This window comes from Saccharopolyspora sp. NPDC049357 (genome assembly GCF_040677225.1).
Classification (GTDB): Bacteria; Actinomycetota; Actinomycetes; order Mycobacteriales; family Pseudonocardiaceae; genus Saccharopolyspora.
Genome location: NZ_JBFAQJ010000013.1, coordinates 25570 through 47751, shown reverse-complemented (window position 1 = coordinate 47751; position 22182 = coordinate 25570). Strand labels below are relative to the sequence as shown.

General features: G+C 70.9%; 19 protein-coding genes. 9 read left to right on the top strand and 10 right to left on the bottom strand.

Annotated elements, in window-relative coordinates:
- Positions 1-46 precede the first annotated feature (46 nt).
- The 3 genes from hemQ to hemE are packed head-to-tail and all read right to left on the bottom strand — an operon-like array spanning position 47 to position 3277.
- Positions 47-742, bottom strand: coding sequence for a hydrogen peroxide-dependent heme synthase (gene hemQ / locus AB0J91_RS13635; RefSeq protein ID WP_132620211.1), 696 nt, complete (start codon positions 740-742; stop codon positions 47-49).
- 19 nt (positions 743-761) lie between these two features.
- Positions 762-2192 carry a protoporphyrinogen oxidase gene (gene hemG, locus AB0J91_RS13630; RefSeq protein ID WP_363867868.1) on the bottom strand — a complete coding sequence of 477 codons (1431 nt, stop codon included), beginning with the start codon at positions 2190-2192 and terminating at the stop codon, positions 762-764.
- Positions 2192-3277: a uroporphyrinogen decarboxylase gene (gene hemE / locus AB0J91_RS13625; protein WP_363867865.1), complete on the bottom strand. Its 1086-nt coding sequence runs from the start codon at positions 3275-3277 to the stop codon at positions 2192-2194. The genes hemG and hemE overlap by 1 nt, the downstream gene beginning before the upstream one ends.
- A gap of 192 nt (positions 3278-3469) precedes the next feature.
- Here hemE and AB0J91_RS13620 point away from each other — a divergent pair, with 192 nt between their 5' ends.
- The 5 genes from AB0J91_RS13620 to AB0J91_RS13600 all read left to right on the top strand — a co-directional run bounded on the left by AB0J91_RS13620 (position 3470) and on the right by AB0J91_RS13600 (position 10182).
- A complete protein-coding gene (locus AB0J91_RS13620; protein WP_363790802.1) occupies positions 3470-4069 on the top strand; it encodes a DUF3000 domain-containing protein in 600 nt (199 codons plus the stop codon).
- 434 nt (positions 4070-4503) lie between these two features.
- A complete protein-coding gene (locus AB0J91_RS13615; protein WP_093264979.1) occupies positions 4504-5220 on the top strand; it encodes a response regulator transcription factor in 717 nt (238 codons plus the stop codon).
- Positions 5221-5319: 99 nt separating this feature from the next.
- Positions 5320-6573 carry a ribonuclease D gene (locus AB0J91_RS13610; RefSeq protein ID WP_363867862.1) on the top strand — a complete coding sequence of 418 codons (1254 nt, stop codon included), beginning with the start codon at positions 5320-5322 and terminating at the stop codon, positions 6571-6573.
- A gap of 274 nt (positions 6574-6847) precedes the next feature.
- Positions 6848-8089 carry a thiolase family protein gene (locus tag AB0J91_RS13605; RefSeq protein WP_363867859.1) on the top strand — a complete coding sequence of 414 codons (1242 nt, stop codon included), beginning with the start codon at positions 6848-6850 and terminating at the stop codon, positions 8087-8089.
- Entirely contained in the window at positions 8086-10182 is a 2097-nt protein-coding gene (locus tag AB0J91_RS13600; protein WP_363867856.1) for a 3-hydroxyacyl-CoA dehydrogenase NAD-binding domain-containing protein, read from the top strand. Before AB0J91_RS13605 ends, AB0J91_RS13600 begins: the two co-directional genes overlap by 4 nt.
- Positions 10183-10243: 61 nt before the next feature.
- Here AB0J91_RS13600 and AB0J91_RS13595 read toward each other — a convergent pair whose 3' ends face one another.
- The 3 genes from AB0J91_RS13595 to dxs all read right to left on the bottom strand — a co-directional run bounded on the left by AB0J91_RS13595 (position 10244) and on the right by dxs (position 14114).
- On the bottom strand, positions 10244-11377 hold the full coding sequence (locus AB0J91_RS13595; RefSeq protein WP_363867853.1) for a HAMP domain-containing sensor histidine kinase: 1134 nt from the start codon (positions 11375-11377) through the stop codon (positions 10244-10246).
- 2 nt (positions 11378-11379) lie between these two features.
- Complete coding sequence (locus tag AB0J91_RS13590) at positions 11380-12066, bottom strand: response regulator transcription factor (protein WP_363867850.1); 687 nt, start codon at positions 12064-12066, stop codon at positions 11380-11382.
- A 131-nt stretch (positions 12067-12197) separates the two neighbouring features.
- Positions 12198-14114: a 1-deoxy-D-xylulose-5-phosphate synthase gene (gene dxs, locus AB0J91_RS13585; protein WP_363790789.1), complete on the bottom strand. Its 1917-nt coding sequence runs from the start codon at positions 14112-14114 to the stop codon at positions 12198-12200.
- A gap of 252 nt (positions 14115-14366) precedes the next feature.
- Here dxs and AB0J91_RS13580 point away from each other — a divergent pair, with 252 nt between their 5' ends.
- The 3 genes from AB0J91_RS13580 to AB0J91_RS13570 are packed head-to-tail and all read left to right on the top strand — an operon-like array spanning position 14367 to position 16373.
- On the top strand, positions 14367-14879 hold the full coding sequence (locus AB0J91_RS13580) for a YbaB/EbfC family nucleoid-associated protein (RefSeq protein WP_363867847.1): 513 nt from the start codon (positions 14367-14369) through the stop codon (positions 14877-14879).
- Positions 14879-15187, top strand: a complete 309-nt coding sequence (locus tag AB0J91_RS13575) for a WXG100 family type VII secretion target (RefSeq protein WP_363790785.1) — start codon at positions 14879-14881, stop codon at positions 15185-15187. Before AB0J91_RS13580 ends, AB0J91_RS13575 begins: the two co-directional genes overlap by 1 nt.
- A 10-nt stretch (positions 15188-15197) precedes the next feature.
- Positions 15198-16373, top strand: coding sequence for a hypothetical protein (locus AB0J91_RS13570; protein ID WP_363867844.1), 1176 nt, complete (start codon positions 15198-15200; stop codon positions 16371-16373).
- A gap of 24 nt (positions 16374-16397) precedes the next feature.
- Here AB0J91_RS13570 and AB0J91_RS13565 read toward each other — a convergent pair whose 3' ends face one another.
- Together AB0J91_RS13565 and AB0J91_RS13560 are read right to left on the bottom strand one after the other, a co-directional pair.
- Entirely contained in the window at positions 16398-17531 is a 1134-nt protein-coding gene (locus AB0J91_RS13565) for a hypothetical protein (RefSeq protein WP_363867841.1), read from the bottom strand.
- On the bottom strand, positions 17528-18394 hold the full coding sequence (locus tag AB0J91_RS13560) for a hypothetical protein (protein ID WP_363867838.1): 867 nt from the start codon (positions 18392-18394) through the stop codon (positions 17528-17530). The genes AB0J91_RS13565 and AB0J91_RS13560 overlap by 4 nt, the downstream gene beginning before the upstream one ends.
- 56 nt (positions 18395-18450) lie before the next feature.
- Between AB0J91_RS13560 and AB0J91_RS13555 the strand changes: the two genes are divergently transcribed.
- Positions 18451-18663, top strand: coding sequence for a zinc-binding dehydrogenase (locus AB0J91_RS13555; RefSeq protein ID WP_363868124.1), 213 nt, complete (start codon positions 18451-18453; stop codon positions 18661-18663).
- Positions 18664-18801: 138 nt separating this feature from the next.
- Here the strand turns inward: AB0J91_RS13555 and AB0J91_RS13550 are convergent, their stop codons facing one another.
- Positions 18802-20049, bottom strand: a complete 1248-nt coding sequence (locus AB0J91_RS13550) for a TRAM domain-containing protein (RefSeq protein WP_363867835.1) — start codon at positions 20047-20049, stop codon at positions 18802-18804.
- A complete protein-coding gene (locus AB0J91_RS13545; protein WP_363867832.1) occupies positions 20021-22048 on the bottom strand; it encodes an APC family permease in 2028 nt (675 codons plus the stop codon). The genes AB0J91_RS13550 and AB0J91_RS13545 overlap by 29 nt, the downstream gene beginning before the upstream one ends.
- Positions 22049-22182 lie beyond the last annotated feature (134 nt).

The window sequence follows — 22182 nt, the reverse complement described above, 5'->3', positions numbered from 1 at the left end:
GAAGGCCCAGCACTCCCCGGAGTGCTGGGCCTTGGCGCTCGATGCGTCAGGGAAGCCTGGTGACCAGGTCGGTGACCTCGACGCGGTGCCCGGTGTAGAACGGGATCTCCTCGCGGACGTGCAGGCGGGCCTCCGTGCCGCGCAGGTGGCGCATCAGGTCGACGATGCGGTGCAGCTCGTCGGCCTCGAAGGCGAGCATCCACTCGTAGTCGCCCAGCGCGAAGGACGCGACGGTGTTGGCGCGCACGTCCGGGTAATCGCGAGCTTCCTTGCCGTGGTCGGCGAGCATCTTGCGGCGCTCGTCGTCAGGAAGCAGGTACCACTCGTAGGACCGCACGAAGGGGTACACGCAGATGTACTTCTTCGGGTCCTCACCGGCCATGAACGCCGGGATGTGGCTCTTGTTGAACTCCGCGGGACGGTGCAGCGCCACGTTGCTCCACACCGGTTCGGAGGACTGGCCGAGCGGGGTTTCGCGGCGGAACCCGGTGTAGGCGGCCTGCACGGCCTCGATCTCCTCCGCGTGCCACCAGATCATGAAGTCCGCGTCGGCACGCAGGCCGGACACGTCGTAGACACCGCGCACCACGACACCGGATTCCGCCAGCGAATCCAGGTACTCCTGGGTCACCTGCGCGGCCTTGGCCCGGTCCTCGGGCAGGGTTCCCTGCTCGATCCGGAAGACCGACCACATGGTGTAGCGGATGGTGTCGTTGAGCTCGTCGTAATTCAGCCGCGCCATGCCTTCATCGTCCCACTGCTCAGCGTCCGGGCTGCACCAGGTCCCGCGTGATGCTGGTCGCTGCCGCCTCACCGGTCGCCACGCACGCGGGCACACCGACCCCGTGCAGCGCGGCTCCCGCGATCGCCAGACCCGGAACCTCGGCCACCTCGCGTTCCACGTCGGCGACCAGGTCCAGGTGTCCGACGCCGTACTGCGGCAGTCCGCCGCCCCAGCGCAGCACCGCCGAATCCACCGGTTCGGCGGTGATCCCGGTCAGCTCGGCCAGGTCCGCGCGGACGCGCCGCAGCAGTTCCTCGTCGTCCAGGCGGAGGTCCTCGGTCTCGCCGAAGCGGCCGACCGAACCGCGCAGCAGCACCTCTCCCCCGGAACCGCGCAGGTGCGCCCACTTGTTGCTGGAGAAGGTGAACGCCTTGGCGGTGAACGGGGTTCCACCGGAGTGCCGTTCACCGCGCGCGATCAGCGCACCGGAGGCCGGGGTGCCGTCGTGCTCGGGCAACTGAGTGCCGGGCGGCAGCGCCAGACCGACCACGACCATCGACGCCAGTTCGATCTCGGCGAGCTTCGCGGCGGCAGCGGGAACGGGGCCCTGCAAGAGCTTCCGAGCGGCGGGCGCGGGGACCGCGAGCACCACGGCGTCGACGTGGAGGTGCTCCGGTGCGGGTGCCGAGCCGATCTCCAGCCGCCAGCCGTCGCCGGTGCGGACCAGCGCGCGGACGGGAAGACCGAGCCGCACCTCGACGTCGGCGGCGATCAGCAGCCGGTCGAGCAGCTCCCGGTAGCCGTTCCGGAAGGCTCCGAAAACGGGTTGCGGCGCACCGGGTTTCGGCGTCGGCAGCGCAGCGCGGGCGGCTGCGGTGATCCAGCCCGCGCCCTCGTCGAGGGCCTTGGCCAGGGCGGGAACCGTCGCGCGCAGGCCCAGCCGGTTGGCGTCCCCGGCGTAGACGCCGCCGAGCAGCGGCTCCACCAGCCGGTCGACGACCTCGTCGCCGACGCGGGCTCGCAGCAGGTCGCCCACCGAGATGTCCGCGCCGCCCAGTTCGATCGGCGGCATGTCGGCTTCGGCTAGCACGGCGGCGATACCGGCGTCGGAGAGCACTCCGGCGACCGAATCGGCTTCCGCGGGAACACCCATCACGGTGCCGCCGGGCAACCGCTGGGTCCGCCCTCCGGCCCGAACCGTCGCGGCCGCACCAGCCGGGTGCACGACCTCCGTGCGAACGCCCAGCTCCTCGGCCAGGTTCAGCACCTCGGGCCGGCGGGCCAGGAACGCCTCCGCACCCAGGTCGTACGGGCAGCCGGCGAGTTCGACGGTGCGCAGCTTGCCGCCGAGCCGAGAGGTCTGCTCCACCAGCACGATCTCGGTTCCGGCGCCCAGCTCGCGGCGGAGCCGGTGGGCGGCGGCCAGTCCCGCGACGCCACCCCCGACGACCGCGACGCGGCCGGTCATCAGCGCTGCGCGGTCGCGGTGTGCACCAGCTCGACGACCCGGGTCAGGATCTCCGGATCGGTGGTCGGCAGCACGCCGTGGCCGAGGTTGAAGATGTGTCCGCCCGCTTCGCGGCCCTCCTCGAGGATGCGGTGCACCTCGCGCTCGACGGCGTCCCAGCCGGCGAACAGCACGGCCGGGTCGAGGTTGCCCTGCACGACCGGCTTGGCCGCACCCGGCTCAGCGGCGCCCAGGCGGGCGACGGCGGTGTCGAGCGGAACGCGCCAGTCCACGCCGACCACGTCGGGTCCGGCGTTGCGCATCGCGCCCAGCAGCTCACCCGTTCCGACCCCGAAGTGGATCCGCGGCACGTCGGAGATCTCGGCGACGCCCTCGAAGATGCGGCGGCTGTGCGGCAGCACGAACTCGCGGTAGTCGCGCAGCGAGAGCGCGCCCGCCCACGAGTCGAACAGCTGGATGGCGTCGACCCCCGCGTTCAGCTGCACCCGCAGGAACTCCAGCGTGGTGTCGGCGAGCTTCTCCAGCAGCGCGTGCCAGGTCTTGGGGTCGGAGTGCATCAGCGCCTTGGTGCGCTCGTGGTTGCGGCTCGGACCGCCCTCGACGAGGTAGGAGGCGAGCGTGAACGGCGCACCGGCGAAACCGATCAGCGGCGTGCTCCCGAGCTGCTTCACCAGCAGGCCCACGGCCTCGGCGACCGGCGCGACCTGCTCGGCGTCCAGCGACGGCAGCGCCGCGACGTCGGACGGCCCGCTGATCGGATTGCTCACCACCGGGCCGGTTCCGGCCACGATGTCCAGCCCGACGCCCGCGGCGTAGAGCGGGAGGACGATGTCGCTGAACAGGATCGCGGCGTCCACCCCGTGCCGCCGGACCGGCTGCATGGTGATCTCGCTGACCAGCTCCGGAGTCAGGCACGCCTGCAGCATCGGGGTGCCTTCGCGCACCTGGCGGTACTCGGGCAACGAACGCCCGGCCTGCCGCATGAACCAGACCGGCGTGTGCTGGGGCTTTCCACCACGTGCGGCCACGAGCAGAGGTGCGTCGGCGAGGTCACGGCGAGTGGAGACCGGAGCGGAGTTCGTCATCGAAGGGTGTCCGTACGTCGAATCGTCGGATCCCGGTGCGGTCTGCGGGCGAGAAGGAACGGATCTGCCACGACGGACTGCCGGGCTGGCTCCGGCAATCTTCGCACGACGCCCGCGCCCCCGGTCCAAGCGCCCGCTCCTCCACGGCGTGCCTCCACCCACGCGCCGGGGTCGGCCCTTACAGTCGTCGGCGTGACGGAGATGTCGGCGGCGCCCGAAGTTTTCCGGCAGGCGGTTGCCGCGTTGACGTCGCCTCAGCCGCGTGCGGAGATCGAGCTCAGCGAAGTCGGTCCCCCCAAGCGCTTGGCCCCCTGGGCTCACGCGCTGGCCGCGGAGGCGAACGGACCGGCCGGTGAGCTGGCGACCGCGCGTTTCGTGCTCCTCTACGACCCGGAGGGCCAGGAGGCCTGGGACGGGGTGCTGCGACTGGTGGTCTACCTGCGTGCCGAGCTCGATCCCGAAGTGGCCGATGACCCGCTGCTGCCCGCGGTCGGCTGGTCGTGGCTGACCGACGCCCTGGAGGACGCGGGCGGTTCGTTCACCGCGCTGGGCGGCACGGTGACGCTGACGTCCTCGGCGCGGTTCGGCGACATCGCCGGGCCCTCGCGCAGTCACGATCTGGAGTTGCGCGGGTCGTGGACGCCGAAACCCTCGGTGTTCGGCTCCGAGGAAGTCGATCTCGCACCGCATGCGGATGCATTCCTCGAACTCATGGCAAGTGCGGCCGGGCTTCCGCCGGAAGGCGTTGCGCTACTCGGCAGGCGACCGAACGGCGCAATGCGTCAGGACTGATCGGGGTCCCCCGATCATCGGCTGCGTGGGGTCGGCCCAGCGCGTAGCTTTGAGGCGGGACTTCACCCCCGCAGACCCCTCGAATGCGACACGCCGAAGCGCGACACGCCGGTGTCCGATTTTCATTCGCGAAGTTCGTTCAACGTCGTTGAAGTGCTTGCCGAGGCAAGCACTTCACCATACGCATTCGAAATATGTCGCATGGCCACGCTCCGACGTTACGGTCGTCGCTCTGAGTCACCCAAAAGAGCGACAAAACTATGCGCTCGTCACAACTCGATCGGGATAGATACCCGATTGATCGTCCCGCTGACCCGCTTGGGCGGTTACGCTCACCCCGACGACACCACTTTCGGTCGATCAGTGGCGCGGCTGATTGGTCGAGAGTCCCGGTGCCGGTCGGGGGGCACGACCGACTCCAGGGAGGTAGTGACGTGGCTGCCGTCGGCTTAGGTCAGGCCGCTCGAACCACGCCTGCCGGCGCTTTGCCGGCCAACATGGTCCCGCACCCGCGGGAAGAGCTGTTCACGGTGCTCGTGGTGGATGACCATCCGCTGCTCCGAGAGGCGATCGCCGCTCGGCTGCTGCAGATGGGCGCCGGCACGGTGCACGAGGCCGCATCCATGGCCGAAGCCAGGGCTCGCGCTCTGGCGACCGGTCCGTGCGACCTCGCAATCCTCGATCTCGGTCTCCCAGACGGGACCGGCATCGAACTGGTTACCGAACTCCGGAGCCAGGGCTGGCCGCGGATCGTGGTGCTCGCTTCGTCCGATGACCCCTATGCGGTCCGGGCCGCCTTCCAGGCAGGTGCGCAGGCGTACCTGTTGAAGTCGGCCTCGCCCATGGTGGTCACCGACGGCGTGCGCCGCGTGCTCGACGGCGGTGTGTACGCCGATCCCAGCGTGGCTCCGGTGCTCGCCGCCGGAACCCGCGTGCCGGGAACGGACAACACACCTCGCGAGCTGTCCGGGCGTGAGGTCGAAGTTCTCCAGTTGGTGGCCGATGGCCGCTCCAACAAGGAGATCGGCGAGGCCCTGAACCTTTCCGCGCTCACGGTGAAGTCTCACCTGTCGCGGATCGGGCGCAAGTTGGGCACTGGCGACCGAGCGCAGATGGTCGCACTGGCCATGCGCGCCGGCGTGATCCGGTGACGGATCGCTGAGAAAGCACCAGCGCCGGGTGGGCCGGACCGACGACGTCGGGTGGACCAGCCACACGAGACGGGCCAAAGCACGTAAGGTCTGTTAGCCGTGGAAGCTGCAAGCCCCGAGACCGTCGGATCCGGCCGCCCGGAGCCGGTGTTGTTGACCGAACCCGTCGACGGCGTGCCGCCGGTGGTGGACACCCCGGCCGCGCTCGACGCGGCCGCAGAAGCGCTGGCCGCAGGCACCGGGCCGGTCGCGGTGGACACCGAGCGCGCCTCGGGTTACCGCTACTCGCAGCGCGCCTACCTGGTGCAGCTGCGTCGCGAGGGATCGGGCACCGTGCTGGTGGACCCGATCGCTCTCAAGGGCGCGCTCGACCCCTTGGTTCCGGCTCTGGCCGACACCGAATGGGTGTTGCACGCCGCGTCCCAGGACCTCCCGTGCCTGGCCGAACTCGATCTGCACCCCTCCAGGCTCTTCGACACCGAACTGGCCGGCCGGCTCGCCGGGTTCGACCGGGTGTCGCTGGGCGCGCTGGTGGAGCGCATGCTCGGCTACCGGCTGGAGAAGGGCCACAGCGCCGCCGACTGGTCGAGACGGCCGCTGCCCGAGGACTGGCTGGTCTACGCCGCACTGGACGTGGAGCTGCTGGTCGCGCTGCGCGACGAGATGCACGCCGAACTCCAGCGCCAGGACAAGCTGGACTGGGCCTTCGAGGAGTTCGAGGCGGTCCGCAACGCCGAACCCGCTCCCCCGCGCGCCGAGCCGTGGCGCCGGACCTCGGGAATCCACAAGGTGCGCAGCCCCCGGCAGCTGGCCGCGGTCCGAGCGCTGTGGCAGGCCAGGGACGAGTTCGCCCGCGAGCGCGACATCGCGCCGGGCCGGGTGCTTCCGGACTCCTCGATCGTGCTGGCCGCGCAGTCCAACCCGAAGTCCGAGGGCGATCTGGTGGCCATGCCGGTCTTCGGCGGCCGCCAGCAGCGCAGGCGCGCCTCGATGTGGTTGCAGGCGCTGCGCGCCGCGCGCGGGCTCACCAACGAGGAGCTGCCCGCCGCGTCCACTCCGAACGAGGGCCCGCCACCGACCAACCGCTGGTCGGACCGCGACCCCGCCGCTGCCGCACGGCTCACCGCAGCCCGCGCGGCGCTGAACGAGATCGCCGAGGAGCACTCGCTCCCCGTGGAGAACCTGCTGCTGCCCGACCTCGTCCGGCGCACCTGCTGGACCCCTCCGGAGGACTGCGACGTCCCGGCGGTCACCGAGCTGCTGCGCGCCAAGGGCGCCCGCGAGTGGCAGATCACCCTCACCGCGGAAGCCCTCTCCAAGGCGCTGCACGCGACTCCGCCCGAGGATTCCTGAGGTGGTGGGCGGTTCTGGCCCGAACCGTCCATGATCCGTTTTGCCCGGTCGGTTCGGACCGGAACCACCATCTGCTCCGCCGAGCACGGGCCTGATTCCTCGGGAAGGATTCGGCTGCCGGGTCCCGGGCTGGTCAGCATGTGAGACAACCGACAGGGGCGGGCACGTGGTTACCGGTGGGTAATAAGCGCTAGAGTGCGGTTACCGGTCGGTAAGGCGCCGCCCTCGCGGACTCCGGCCGAGCACCATCCACCAAGCCAGTGAGGAGCACGCCGTGGCCGCACCTGCGTCGGCACCCGCCGACAGCCGCAGCCGCCCAGCGGTTCGGGACGTGGTCTTCGTCGACGGCGTACGCACGCCGTTCGGCAAGGCCGGTTCGAAGGGCCAGTACGCCCAGACGCGCGCGGACGACATGGTCGTCAAGGTCATCCGGGAACTGCTGCGCCGCCACCCCGAACTCCCGGCGGAGCGCATCGACGAGGTCGCCATCGCCGCGACCACCCAGATCGGTGACCAGGGCCTGACCATCGGCCGCACGGCGGCGCTGCTGGCCGGGCTGCCCAAGTCCGTGCCGGGCTTCGCCATCGACCGCATGTGCGCCGGTGCCATGACCGCCGTGACAACCGTGTCCAGCGGCATCGCCTTCGGCGCCTACGACGTCGTGATCGCAGGCGGCGTCGAGCACATGGGCAACCACCCTATGGGTGAAGGCGCCGACCCCAACCCGCGCTTCGTGTCCGACAAGATCGTCGACCCGTCCGCGCTGGTCATGGGCTCCACCGCCGAGAACCTGCACGACCGCTACCCGTCGCTGACCAAGGAGCGCACCGACGCGTACGCCGCCCTGAGCCAGCAGCGCTACGAAGAGGCTCAGAAGGCGGGCAAGATCGGCCCCGACCTGGTCCCGGTCTCCACCCGCTCCGACGAGGGCTGGGGCCTGGCGACCACCGACGAGCCGCCGCGCCCGGGCACCACGGTCGAGACCCTCGCCGGCCTCAAGACCCCGTTCCGCCCGCACGGCCGGGTCACCCCGGGCAACGCCGCCGGCCTCAACGACGGCGCCACCGGTGCCCTGCTCGCCGACGCCGAGACCGCCGAGGAACTCGGTCTGCCGGTCGGCATGCGACTGGTGGGCTACTCCTTCGCCGGTGTCGAGCCCGAGGTCATGGGCGTCGGTCCGGTCCCGGCCACCGAGAAGGCGCTCAAGCGCGCCGGGCTGACCATCGACGACATCGGTCTGTTCGAGATCAACGAGGCCTTCGCCGTGCAGGTGCTGGCCTTCCTGGAGCACTTCGGCATCGCCGACGACGACCCGCGGGTCAACCCGTGGGGCGGCGCGATCGCCTGCGGCCACCCGCTGGCCTCATCCGGCGTGCGGCTGATGACCCAGCTGTCCCGCCACTTCGCAGAGCACCCCGAGGTCCGCTACGGCATCACCACCATGTGCATCGGCATCGGCATGGGCGGAACGGTCATCTGGGAGAACCCGAACTACAACGCAGGAGGCGAGCAGTGACTGACTTCGCGGCGCTGTTCCCCGACGAGGTCGTGACCAAGGCGTTCACCCGCCTCGTCGACGTTCCCGGTCTGACCGGCAAGCTCGCGCTCATCACCATCGACAACGGCCACGACCACACGAAGCCGTCGACCTTCGGCCCGGGCGGTCTGAGCAGCCTGAACGCCGCTCTGGACGAAGCGTTCGCCGCCGAGCCGGCCGCGATCGCGGTCACCGGCAAGCCGTTCGTGTTCGCCGTCGGCGCGGACCTCTCGGGCGTCGGCCAGGTGTCGCAGCGCGAGCACGCGCACGCCCTCGCGCAGACCGGCCACGACGTGTTCCGCCGGCTCACCGAGTCGAAGATCCCGACGTTCGCCTTCGTCAACGGCGCCGCCCTCGGCGGTGGCCTGGAGCTGGCGCTGTCCTGCCACTACCGGACCGTTGCCTCCAACGCGGGCGCGATCGCCTTCCCGGAGTGCTACCTGGGTCTCTTCCCCGGCTGGGGCGGCACGCAGCTGCTGCCGAACCTCATCGGCCCGGACGCGGCCGTGACGGTGATCATCGAGAACGCACTGAGCCAGAACAAGATGCTCAACCCGAAGAAGGGCCTGCAGCTGGGCATCTTCGACGAGCTTCTGGAAGGTGCGGACTTCCTCGAGGAGTCGCTGCGCTGGCTGGTCCGCGTGGTCAACGGTGACAAGACCGTCGAGCGCCCGGAGATCGACCGCGGCAAGGGCTGGGACGACGCCGTGGCGCGCGCCAAGGGCATCGTCGAGGCCCGCACCAAGGGCGCTTCGCCCGCGGTGACCAAGACGGTCGAGCTCATCGAGCTGGCCCGCAACAACGACATCGACGCCGGCTACGCCGCCGAGACCGAGGCGCTGACCGACGCGCTGATGTCCGACGAGCTGCGCGCCGGGCTGTACTCGTTCGACCTGGCCCAGAAGCGCGCCAAGCGCCCGGCCGGTGCGCCGGACAAGGGTCTGGCCCGACCGGTGAACAAGGTCGGCGTGGTGGGTGCCGGGCTGATGGCCGGTCAGCTGGCGCTGCTGTTCGTGCGCCGCCTGCAGGTGCCGGTGGTCATCACCGACATCGACCAGGAGCGCATCGACAAGGGCGTGGCCTACATCCACGGCGAGATCGACAAGCTCGCGGGCAAGGGCCGCCTGTCGCCAGACGCCACCAACCGGCTCAAGGCGCTGGTGACCGGTGAGCTGGACAAGAAGACATTCGCCGACGCGGACTTCGTCATCGAGGCCGTCTTCGAGGAGATGACGGTCAAGCAGAAGGTCTTCGCCGAGCTGGAGGAGCACGTCTCCCCCGAGGCGATCCTGGCGACCAACACCTCGTCGCTGTCGATCACCGAGATGGCGTCGAAGCTGAAGAACCCGGAGCGGGTCGTCGGCTTCCACTTCTTCAACCCGGTCGCGGTGCTGCCCCTGCTGGAGATCGTGCGCGGCGAGAAGACCGACGACGCTTCGCTGGCCACGGCCTTCGCGGTCGGCAAGAAGCTGAAGAAGTCGTCGGTGCTGGTCTCCGACGCCCCGGCGTTCGTGGTCAACCGGCTGCTGACCCGCTTCATGGGCGAGATCATCGCCGCCGTCGACGAGGGCACGCCCTTCGAGGTGGCCGACAACGCCCTCGAAGAGCTCGGTCTGCCGATGAGCCCGATGGTGCTGCTGCAGCTGGTCGGCCCGGCCGTCGCCCAGCACGTCAACGGCACCATGAACGCGGCGTTCCCGGACCGGTTCGGCATCAGCGAGAACCTGCAGCGGTTCGTCGACGAGGGCAAGACCGCGGTGTGGACGTTCGACGAGTCCGGCAAGACCGTCGTCGACCCCGAGGTCGCCGAGCTGTGGAAGTCGGGTGACAAGCCCTCCACCAGCGAGGAGGTCCGCGACCGCGCGCTCAACGCGCTGGCCGAGGAGATCCGGATCATGCTGGACGAGGGCGTCGTCGCCGAGGCTCAGGACATCGACCTGTGCATGCTCCTCGGCGCGGGCTGGCCGTTCTGGCTGGGCGGGATCACGCCGTTCCTGGACCGCTCCGGCGTGTCCGAGAAGGTCAACGGCAAGCGGTTCCTCGCCCCGGGCGTGGCGTCCCTGCCCGCCTGACCCGAGCAACCCGAACCGGGGGCCGGAGCGCGTGCTCCGGCCCCCGGTTCTCGTTCACGACTCACGGCGCGGCGGGGAGTTGGATGGTGATCGCGAGGCCGCCCGCGGGCAGGGCGGTGGCGTGGATCTTGCCGTGGTGGGCCGTGGTGGCCGCTTGGACGATCGACAGGCCCAGTCCGGTGCCGTTGCGGGCGGTGCGCTGGACACCGGCGCGGCGGAACGGTTCGAAGAGGGCGTTCACCGACTCCGGTGCGATCGCCGGACCCGAGGACGCCACCCGCAGCGTCGTCCACCGCGGGTCGGCGCCGGTGCTGACCTCCAGCCAGCCGCCCTCGACGTTGTGCCGGACCGCGTTCTCCAGCAGGTTTCCCGCCACCCGCTCCAGCAGCGCCGGATCTCCGACCGCGAACGCCGGTTCGGTGCAACGCTTCACGCGCAACCCGCACCTGCGGGCCTCGGGTTCGACCGCGCGCAGGGCCCGGCCGACGACGTCGGTGAGGTCTACCGGTTCGCGGACCGCGAGCTCCACCCCCTCGGTGCGGGCCAGCAGCAGGAGCGCCTCCACCAGGCGTTCGGCGCGGGCCGTGGCCTCGCGGACGACGTCGGCCATCCGGCGCAGCTCGGCCTCGTCGGCGTGGGGGTCCGACAGGGTCACGTCGAGCTCGGTGCGCACCACCGACAGCGGGGTGCGCAGCTCGTGGCTGGCGTTGGCGACGAAGCGGCGCTGGGCGTCGAAGGCGGCCTGCAGGCGGTCCAGCATGGCGTCGAAGGTGTCGGCGAGCCTGGCCACCTCGTCGCGGGGACCGCTGAGCGCGATCCGCTCGTCCAGCGACTCCGCCGACAGCCGCTGCGCGGTCTCGGTGACCTCCTGCAGCGGACGCAGCATCCGGCCGGTGACCAGCCAGGCCAGCAGCGCGGCGGCGACCACCACCGCGACGAACGCCGGGCCGCCGATCAGCAGGACCTGGTCGCGGGCCGAATCGCGCAGCGCGGCACCGAGCAGCTCAGCGGGCACGTCCACTCCCCCGACCCGCACCGGCGTGCCCGCGGGCAGCCGCGGCACCGCGGCGACGACGTTGCCGACCAGCACCCAACCCAGCCAGAGCAGCACCGCGCTGACCAGCGCGACCAGCGACGTCGCCAGCAGCGTCAGCCGGAGCCGCAGTCCCGGTCCGCGCCGGGTGAGGGCGCCCACGATCAGTCCCTGGCGTGTTCGGCGCGAGCCGCGGAGGGCACCCGGTAGCCGGAGCCGACCACGGTCTCGATGACGCCCGGTTCCCCCAGCTTCTTGCGCAAGGTCATCATCGTGACCCGCACCGTGGTGGTGAACGGATCGGCGTTCTCGTCCCAGACCCGCTCCAGCAGTTCCTCGGAGCTGACCACCGCGCCACCGGCCGACAGCAGCACCTCCAGCACGCCGAGCTCCTTGCGGGTCAGCTCGACCTCGGCTCCGGAGCGGGTGACGGTGCGGCGGGCCGGGTCGAGCTCCAGGTCCTCGGCCGTCAGCAGCGGCGGCTGGGCGGGCGTGGCGCGGCGGCCCAGCGCGCGCACCCGGGCTATGAGCTCGGGGAACGCGAAGGGCTTGGCGAGGTAGTCGTCGGCGCCCAGCGACAGCCCCGCGACGCGGTCGGCGACCGTGCCCGAGGCGGTCAGCATGATCACCCTGGTCAGCTCGCCGGAACCGACCAGGTCGCGGCACAGGTCGTCACCGGACATGCCGGGCAGGTCGCGGTCGAGCACGACGACGTCGTAACGGGTGATCGCGGCCTTCTCCTGGCCGCTCTCGCCGTCGTAGGCGACGTCGACGGCCATGCCGTCGCGCCGCAGCCCTCGCGCCACCGCATCGGCCAGCGGCTTCTCGTCCTCCACGACCAGGATTCGCACGAATCCACCCTGCCACAGCACGCGCCGCCAGCCGCCGAGGTCAGGGCCGGGTGACCGGATTTCAGTGGAAACCGGAACCCCGATCTCAGTGGAAATCAGGAACCGGATTTCCACTGAGATCGGGGACGACGTCAGCCGTGGGCGGCGTCCGCCTCGGTGGCGACGTGCAGCTGCGCGCCGCGCCGACCGGAGAACCAGTCGTTGATGCGGGCGGCGATGTCGGTCTCGGTCAGGCCGAGATCGGCCAGCACCTCCTCGCGGGAGGAGTGCTGGAGGAAGTCGTTCGGCACCGCCAGGTCGCGCAGCGGCACGTCCAGCTCGGCGTCGCGCAGCGCCGCGGCCAGCGACGATCCGAACCCGCCGTGCCGTCCGCAGTCCTCCAGCGAGACCACCAGCCGGTGGTCGGCGGCCATCTCCACGACCTTCGACGGCACCGGAACGACCCAGCGCGGGTCGACCACGGTCACGCCGACGCCCGTCGCGGCCAGCCGCTCGGCCGCGGCCACGGCGAGCTTGCCGAACGCGCCGACGGCCACCAGGAGCACGTCCTTGCGCTCATCGGCGCGGAGCACGTCGATCCCGCCGACGCGCTCCACGGACGGGACCTCTTCGATCACCGAACCCTTGGAGAAGCGCAGCACGGTCGGCCCGTCGTCGACGGCGACGGCCTCGCGCAGCTCCTCGCGCAGCGTCACCGCGTCGCGCGGCGCGGCCACCTGGATGCCGGGGATCAGCCCGAGGATCGACAGGTCCCACATGCCGTTGTGGCTGGCGCCGTCGTCGCCGGTGATGCCGGAGCGGTCGAGCGTCACGGTGACCGGCTGCTTGTGCAGGGCGACGTCCATCAGCAGCTGGTCGAACGCCCGGTTCAGGAACGTCGAGTAGACCGCGAACACCGGGTGCAGGCCGCCCATGGCCAGACCGGCGGCGGAGGTCATGCCGTGCTGCTCGGCGATGCCCACGTCGAAGCAGCGCTCGGGGTAGGCCTCGGCGAACTTCTTCAGACCGGTCGGCCCCAGCATCGCGGCGGTGATCGCGACGACGTCGGAGCGCTCGGCGCCGATGCCGACCAGTTCGTCGGCGTAGACGTCGGTCCAGCTCTTCGGCGCGGGCTTCTTCGGCAGGCCGGTCTCCGGGTCGATGACCTTGACCTGGTGCATCTGCTCGGCCTCGTCGTTCTCGGCCGGGGCGAAGCCGTTGCCCTTGCGGGTCACGGCGTGCACGATCACCGGCCCGCCGAAGGACTTGGCCATCTGCAGCGCGTACTCCATCGCGCGCATGTCGTGGCCGTCCACCGGGCCCAGGTACTTCAGGCCGAGGTCGGAGAACATGACCTGCGGGCTGATCGCGTCCTTGATGCCGCTCTTGGCGGCGTGCAGACCGGTGTAGAGGGAGCGGCCCACGACCGGCATCTTGCGCAGCGTGCGCTTGCCGGACTCCAGGGCCTTCTCGTAGCTCGGGTTGAGCCGCAGCGCCGCCAGGTGCTCGGCGAGACCGCCGATGGTGGGCGCGTAGGAGCGGCCGTTGTCGTTGACAACGATGACGACCGGGCGGTCCTGGTCGGCCGCGATGTTGTTCAGCGCCTCCCAGCACATGCCACCGGTGAGCGCGCCGTCGCCGACGACCGCCACCGCGTGCCGCTCGGCGCCGGTGACCTGGAACGAGCGGGCCAGCCCGTCGGCGTAGGACAGCGCGGTCGAGGCGTGGCTGTTCTCGACGAAGTCGTGCTCGCTCTCAGCGCGCGACGGGTAGCCGGACAGGCCGTCCCGCTTGCGCAGCTGGTCGAAGCCGTCCTGCCGACCGGTCACGATCTTGTGCACGTACGCCTGGTGCCCGGTGTCGAACACGAGCGCGTCGTTCGGCGAGTCGAAGACCCGGTGCAGCGCGAGGGTCAGCTCCAGCGAACCCAGGTTGGGCCCCAGGTGTCCACCGGTCCGCGACACCTTCTGGATCAAGAAGTGCCTGATCTCCTCGGCCAGCTCCACCAGTTCGGCGTGCGTCAGGCGCTTGACGTCGGCCGGACTGCGCACGGACCCCAGCAGCGTCACCGTGTTCCACCTCGCTTGTCGTGCCGGTCGGTCACAATCGCAATGCCGGGGCCTGGCCGGCAACCTGGCTCCGTCTGCATAGTGCGCCCCAGTCTACGGAGGAGCCATGCGGCCACCGGGTGCGGTCGGACACCTGCGGCGATGGCTCGCCACCTGCGGTGAGCCCCCTTCACCACGGCCGCGACGTTCACGTCGCGAGTACCACCTGGATAGCGGTGTTGCTACCTTTCGTCTGATCCCGAGGGAGGCGACATGACTGGTCCGGACGGCCGCAAGGCGGAGCTCGAGGCGCGCAACGCCGCGATGCGCGAACAGGTGAGCTCGATGCTCGAAGGGTTGCAGCGGCAGACCGCCGAGTTGCAGGACGCTCAGGCCAGCGCGTTGGCCGCGACCGGTGAGGCGACCTCGGCCGACGGTTTGGTCACGGTCCAGGTCAACGCCGCCGGCGTGGTCACCGACACCGCCCTGTCGCCGTCGGCGCTCCGCTCGAGCACACCGGAAAAGCTCGCCAGGAGCTTCACCCAGGCGGCCCAGGCGGCTGCTCGCGATGCCCGCGCCAAGGCCGACGCGGCCGTCGCGCCTCTGCAGGAGAACGTCCCCGACCTGCCTGATCTGTTCCCGGGCGCGCCCTCGTTGGCGCAGCTGATCCCATCGGCTCCGGATTTGCCGGAACCGAACACCCCTCCTGCTGCGTCCAAACCCGCGGCTGAAGAGGACTGGGACGACTTCGAACCCCGGTCCCGTTTCCGGAAGGACCGTTGGTGATGGGATTCGAGGTCAACCCCGAGGCGCTGCGCGGCGCCTCACCGAAGTTCGACGCGTCGTCGGACAAGCTCCAGTCCGCGCTGGACAAGCTCAACGGCGTCCTGCAGGCCGAAGGCCAGTGCTGGGGCGGTGACGAGGCGGGCCAGGAGTTCGCCAAGAACTACGAGCCCGGCTCCCAGCAGGGCACGGACGGCATGAAGGGCCTCGCCCAGGCGCTGCACCAGGTCCGCGGCGAGCTCGACGCCACCGCCCGGACCTGGGACGACGTCGACCAGGCGAACGCCGACGGCATCAAGAGCCAGGGCTGAGGGGGACGGCGTGGGCATCGAGATTCCAGGCGAGGTCAGCTGGTTGTTCCCGATCGTGGTCGGCGCGAGCTGGCCCGAGGGCGACGAGACGGCGCTGCGCAGGGTCGCCGAGGCGTGGACGCAGTGCGGCGTCGACATCGAGGGCGTCATCAGCGAGACCGAGGGCGCGGTGCGGTCGGCCCTGGGCACGATGAAGGGCGACACGCACGACGCCTTCGAGAAGTTCATGAAGGACTTCTGCAACGGCGACGCCGGCCACCTGCCGGAGTTGAAGAAGCTCTGCGAGGCCCTCGGCGAGGGAGCCGACAACGCGGCGCTGGAGATCGAGTACACCAAGTACAGCATCATCGCCGCGCTGATCATCCTCGCCGCCCAGATCGCCGCGATGATCGCCTCGGCGGTGGCGACCTTCGGTGCGAGCACGGCGGGCATCCCGATCGCCCAGGCCGCGACGCAGTTGACGGTGCGGACGTTCTTCCAGCAGCTGCTGACCAAGATCGGCCAGCAGATCCTGCTGAACGTGGCGATCAACGTCGGTGTGGACGGGGCCATCCAGGGCCTCCAGTTCGCCAAGGGCGACCGGCAGAGCTGGGACTGGTCCAACACCGGCAACGCGGCGGTGTCGGGTGTCGCGGCGGGTCTGGCCGGTGGTCTCGTCGACGGGCTCGCTCCGGGCATCGGCCAGCAGGTCGGCAAGGACCTGGCGGGCAACGCCACGAAGAACTTCACCGAAGCCGCCGCCTACGGCGCAGCGCGGGGTTCGATCTCGGGCGTGCTCGGCAACACCATCAACCAGGGCTTGCACGGCCAGGCTCCGGGGATCAACGACATCACCTCGGGCGCCATCTCCGGTGGTGTCAGCGGCGCGACCGGCGGGATGCAGAGCAGGCACGAGGGCCTCAACGCGACCTGGGAGGGCAACGGCCGCGGCCCGACCGGCGACGGCGGCGGCGAGTGGGTTTCCGGCTCCAACACGCAGGGTTGGCGCTTCGAGTCCGACGAGGGCGCGGTGTCCGGGGCCAACGTGGACAGTCCCTACAACAACGGCGTCAACTCCTCGACCGTCGGGCAGCACGCCAACATCGACGGCGGGCCGAACAACGTCAACAACAACTCCTACGGAGATGTCGACGCCCAGGAGCAGCAGGCTCCGGAGAAGCTGGACCTGCCCGAAGGTCCGCGCTGATCCGGGGTCGCTCCACCACCCGCGTCAGCTCCAGGGACGCCAGCCGGAGATCGGGGCGACCTCAGGTCGCAGGTCGCCCCACGGCGGGCTGTTCGGCGGCAGCGACTGCAGTTCGGCGTAGCCGAGCCGGGTGCGCCGCCGCAGCCAGCTGACCACGAAGAACGCGCCGATGAGCAGCATCGCCGCGGCGGCGAGCCACGTGCTCGGGGCCGTGCCACCACCGGCGATCAGCGTGGTGAGCAGCATCAGGCCGAGAACACCTGCGGAGAAGCCGACCAGCGGGCGGAACACCCCGTAGGGCTGAGACCGCTTCGCGTTGCGGAACGTCGTCGTTCGGGCCGTGGCCCACTTGCGCAGCGCGTGCCAGGAGCCGAGGTCCTGCGGCCCCGTCCGCTGCGACCACGCGGCGGACTGCCGCCTGCGCAGGATCGCGGCGACCAGTCGCGGATCCTCGACGTTGACGATCCACTGCTGCTTGCCCGCGACGAGTCGCACGGCAGGGCCCTCGACCAGCCGGACCGCCGTCGTGCCCGGCAGCGGCCACGAGTCGGCGCCGATGATCTCGCCGGGCTGGGCCAGCGACACCTCGGCGAGCGCGATCGCCTGGTCCACGTTCCCGCCGCCCGCCGTTCGCCCGAGCGCCAGCACGGCTCGATCGCGTTCGATCCGCAGGCGCGCGGACTGGTGGCGGTAGATCTCGAAACCGACCTCGACGTCGAGCTCCGCGAGATCGAAACCCGGTGCCGTGAAACGCTTCTGCGCCACCCTCGCCAGCAGCGGGCAGACGGCGACCGCGACGAGCGCGACCAGCCCGATCGGGGCCAGCGCGAGGTTGACGTAGGCCGCGGAGAGCGCGGCGAGCAGCGCCCATCCGCCCCAGCGCCTGGGCGTGCGCGCGTCGGCCAGCCAGGCGGCGGTCGCCACGGCGATGCCGACCAGACCGGCGATTCCGACGCCGACCTCCAGTTCGCGCATGCCCCAGACCACGAAGCCGAGCGGGATCAGCACGACCGCTGCGGCGCCGAGAGCGAAGGCCTGCGCGCGGCGGCCCGGGACGAACTCCGGAGCAGCGCTCGCCCGGCCGACGACCGGCGTGATCTCGGTCCCCGTCGCAGGAGGCGCCGGGAGGACTTCCGGAAGGTGTTCGCGCGCCGTCACGTCCAGTCCTCGATGCGCGCCGGTTCCCTGCCGTGCAGAGCGGCTCGGGCGCGCAGCAGCTCGGCGAGTTCCGGATCCGCGGGCAGCAGCTGGGTGTCGGTGCGGGTGCGGATCACGACGACGTCGCCTCCCGGCAGGGACGCCCCGCGCCCGTCTGCCAGCAGCGCCCAGGAACCGTCTTCGGATGTGCTGGGCCGCACGCCGATCTCGGTGATGTCGACGAGCGCGATGTCCTTCGTGGACGGCTGGGCGGCCGGTCGTCCGGCAGCCGTGCGGACCGAGAGCCGCAGCGAATCACCGGTGATCTTGACGGAGTCCTCGCCCCCGCCCTGCGGCGATCGCAGCCCCTTCACCAGCACGAACTCGCTGCCGCCGATCTCCCGCAGCGGCTCGGCCATGATCGCCCGCCGGGCCAGGAAGGTCGCCAGCAGCGGAACCGCGAGTCCGATGACGCCCGCGGCGATGCGGAACCAGAAGGGCAGGGAGGTGTAGGTGATGGCCAGCCACAGCCCGAGCGCCTGGGCGAGCCCGACGACGGCGCCGTACATCAACCAGCCGTCCGGCTTGAGCCGCCAGTCGATCCCGTCGGCGCCGCGCCCGGCGACCCAGGAGGCGAGCGGCATCGGCAGCACGACGATCACCGCGGCGAGGACCAGCCCGGTCACATCGCCCTGCTTCGGGCTGCCGAGCAGCGGCAGGTCCGGTCCGGCGACCAGCGTCCACACCAGCGCCAGCAGCGACACCGCGAGCTCGGCCGCGCACCACGACCAGGTCACCGACAGCAGCACCTTCGCCCGCGACCACCGTCGTCCGACGGCCTCCGCCGCCCGCGGGTCGACCCGTCCAGGAACCTCACCGAACACCCGGCCACCTCCTCAGCCGCCGCAACCTTAACCGCAGTCCGCTCGCGCCCTGCCGAATCCCGGCCAACGCGGCCGCCCACGGCTCTCAGGCCGGATGGGTCTGGTCCCAGCGCGCCGAGCTCGCGCGTCACGCCGAGGCCGGTTCGATCCGCCCGGTCGTCGACGCCCTCCGGCCGCTGGACGAGATCGCCGACGCCCACCGCGAGTTGGAGGCCGGCGGCGTCCAGGGCGAGCACGTCCTCCACCTCACCTGGACACCACGCCGGTGACCAACACCCGGATTACCCCCGGACTCGGTGACCTGAATACCCCGGTAATCGGGTACCTGAATACTGCGGTAATCGTGTCCCGATTACCGGGGTGTTCCGTGAGTTGGTTGCGGCCGTAGTCCGTGGTTGCTTCGCTGGTCAGGAGCCCTTCGGGGTGGGTTGGAGGACGGCGACGCACTCCACGTGGTGGGTCATCGGGAACGCGTCGAACGCCTCCAGGTCGACCATGCGGTAGCCGTTCTCCGCGTACAGCGAGACGTCGCGGGCCAGGGCCGCCGGGTCGCAGGCGACGTGCACGACGCGAGCCGGTTCGCGGGCCGCGATCGCCTCCACCACCTGCCGACCCGCGCCCTTGCGAGGCGGGTCGAGGACGACCACGTCCGGCGCCCGCAGGTCCTCGTCCTCGAGGACGCGTTCCACCGTTCCCGCGCGGAAGGCCACCTGCGGCTGGTCGCGGAGGTTGGACACCGCGTCCTCCACCGCGCCGCGCGAGGACTCCACCAGCAGCACCGAACCGGTCGGGCCGACCTGCTCGGCGAGGTCCGCGGCGAACAAGCCCACACCGCCGTAGAGGTCCCAGGCCACACCACCGGGGGGAGCGGCGGCGAAGCGGGCCACGACCTCGGTGAAGGTCTCCGGCGCGGCCTTGTGCACCTGCCAGAAGCCCTGCGCGCCGACGTCGAACCGGCGTCCCCGCACCGTCTCGTGCGCCACGCCGCTGCCCGCCACCTGGCGAGCGACGGCCTGCTGGCGGCCGCGCCGCTGCGGCTTGCGGTCCAGGGCGGTGACGTGCAGCTCGCCCTCACCGTCAGCGGCCACCGTCAGCTCCGCACCCGGCCGCCAGCGGCGCTCGGCGAGCTCCTCCACGGCGCCTTCGACGGTGATCGGGCAGTCGGCCACCGGGATGACCCGGTGGCTGCGGCTCGGCCGGAAACCGGCGTTGCCCCTGCGGTCGACCGCCAACCGCGCGCGGGTGCGCCAGCGCAGCAGCCCGCCGGGCAGCTCCTGGACCCGCACCGGCCAGTCCAGGCCCGCGATGCGCTGCAGCTGTTCGGTGATCACCGCGGCCTTGAGCTCGCGCTGCGTCTCGCCGTCGGCGTGCTGGAAGTCGCAGCCACCGCAGCGGTCCTTGCCCAGCGCCGCGTCCGCCAGCGGGCACGGCGGGACGACCCGCCCCGGCGCGGCCTCGCTCACCTCGACGGCGTCCGCGCGGCAGAAGCCGCCACCGTTGTCCTCGGTGACCTCGACGGTCACGGTCTCCCCCGGCAGGGCGTGGCGGACGAACACCACGCGGCCCTCGTACCTGGCCACGCAGTGGCCTCCGTGAGCCACCGGGCCGACTTCGACCTCCAGCCGCCTACCGGTCCAATCCGGCTTTTCGGTCACCGTTCACCTTTCCATTGCTCCCCAGACCCCGGCGCGTCGCGCCCGGCATCGAGGTGATCCGCTGTGCTCGCACCTTCGTCGACGACGCCAGCTGCCACGGCACGCTGGTGACCATCACTCCCGGCTGGAACAACAGCCTGCTCTTCAGGCGCAGCGCGCTCTGGTTGTGCAGCAGCTGCTCCCACCAGTGTCCGACGACGTACTCCGGGATGAACACGGTGACCACGTCGCGGGGGCTGTCCCTGCGGATCCGCTTGACGTACTCCAGCACCGGTCGGGTGATCTCCCGGTACGGCGATTCGAGGACCTTCAGGGGCAGCGGCAGGTTCAGCTCCTCCCACTCCGCGGTCAACGTCCGGGTGTCCTCCTCGTCGACGTTGACGGTGACGCCTTCCAGCTCGTCCGGCCGGGTGGCGCGGGCGTAGGCGATGGCGCGCATCGTCGGCAGGTGCAGCTTCGAGACCAGCACCAGCGCGTGGTTGCGCGAGGGCAGGACCGCGTCGGTCTCGGACTCCTGCAGCTCGTCGGCGACCCGGTCGTAGTGCTTGCGGATCGCCGTCATCAGCACGTAGATGGCCGCCATCGCCGCGATCGCGATCCAGGCGCCGTGGGTGAACTTGGTGATCAGCACGATGACCAGCACGCTGGCGGTCATGAACAGACCGAAGGCGTTGGTCGCCTGCGCCCGGCGCATCCGGCGCCGCGCCATCGGGTCGGTCTCGCGCAGCAGCAGCCGGTTCCAGTGCCGGATCATGCCGCTCTGGCTGAGCACGAACGAGACGAACACGCCGACGATGTAGAGCTGGATCAGCCGCGTCACCTCGGCCTCGAAGGCGAACACCAGGATGATCGCGCTGAAGGCCAGGAACAGGATGCCGTTGGAGAAGGCGAGCCGGTCGCCGCGGGTGTGCAGCTGGCGCGGCAGGAAGCGGTCCTGCGCCAGGATCGAGCCCAGCACCGGGAAACCGTTGAACGCGGTGTTGGCGGCCAGCACCAGGATCAGACCGGTGAAGAACACCAGGTACCAGATCCCGGGCGGGAATCCGCTGAACACCGCGCCGGCCAGCTGCGCGATCAGCGTCTTCTGCTCGTAGCCCTCGGGAGCGCCGATGAGCTGGTGCGCTGGGTCCTCGGCGACGACGGCGCCGGTGACGCGGGCCAGCATGATCAGGCCCAGGAACATCAGGATCGCCAGTCCGCCCATCAGCGCCAGCGTGGTCGCGGCGTTGCGGGACTTGGGCTTGCGGAAGGCCGGGACGCCGTTGCTGATCGCCTCGACACCGGTCAGCGCGGCGCTACCGGAGGAGAAGGCCCGCAGGATCAGGAACGCGAACGCCACACCGGCGTACTGGCTCTCCTCCTGCGCCAGCTGGAACCCGGCGCTCTCGGCGCGCAGGTCGGAGCCCAGCACCACGGACTGGAAGAAGCCCCAGCAGATCATGCCGAGCACGCCGATCACGAACGCGTAGGTGGGGATCGCGAACAAGGTGCCCGACTCGCGGATCCCGCGCAGGTTCAACGCGGTCAGCAGCACGATCGCCCCGACGGCGAACAGCACCTTGTGCTCGGCGACGAACGGGATGACCGAGCCGATGTTCGCCGCGGCCGAGGAGATCGACACCGCGACGGTGAGGATGTAGTCGACGAGCAGCGCGCTGGCCACCACCAGGCCCCAGCGCCGGCCGTGGTTGACCGTGGCGACCTCGTAGTCACCGCCGCCGGAGGGGTAGGCGTGCACGTTCTGCCGGTAGGACGCCACCACCGCGATCATCACCAGCGCGACCAGGACACCGATCCACGGGCTGATGGCGAACGCGGACACGCCCGCCACCGACAGCACCAGCAGGATCTCCTCCGGCGCGTAGGCGACGCTGGACATCGGGTCTGAGGCGAAGACCGGAAGCGCGATTCGCTTGGGCAGCAGCGTGTGCGAAAGGCGATCGCTGCGGAACGGCCGACCGACGATCAGCCGCTTCGCCGCGGTTGCGAGCTTGGACACGGTGCAGAGCGTAAGCGGTGGGGCCGGGGTACCGGTGAATGCGGGCTTTCGAATTGCTCTCAGGTCACATCCGGGGTGGCGTGGTGCCCATCGGAGGGACTCACCCGGTACGGTGCACCAGCCCGTTTCCGGAG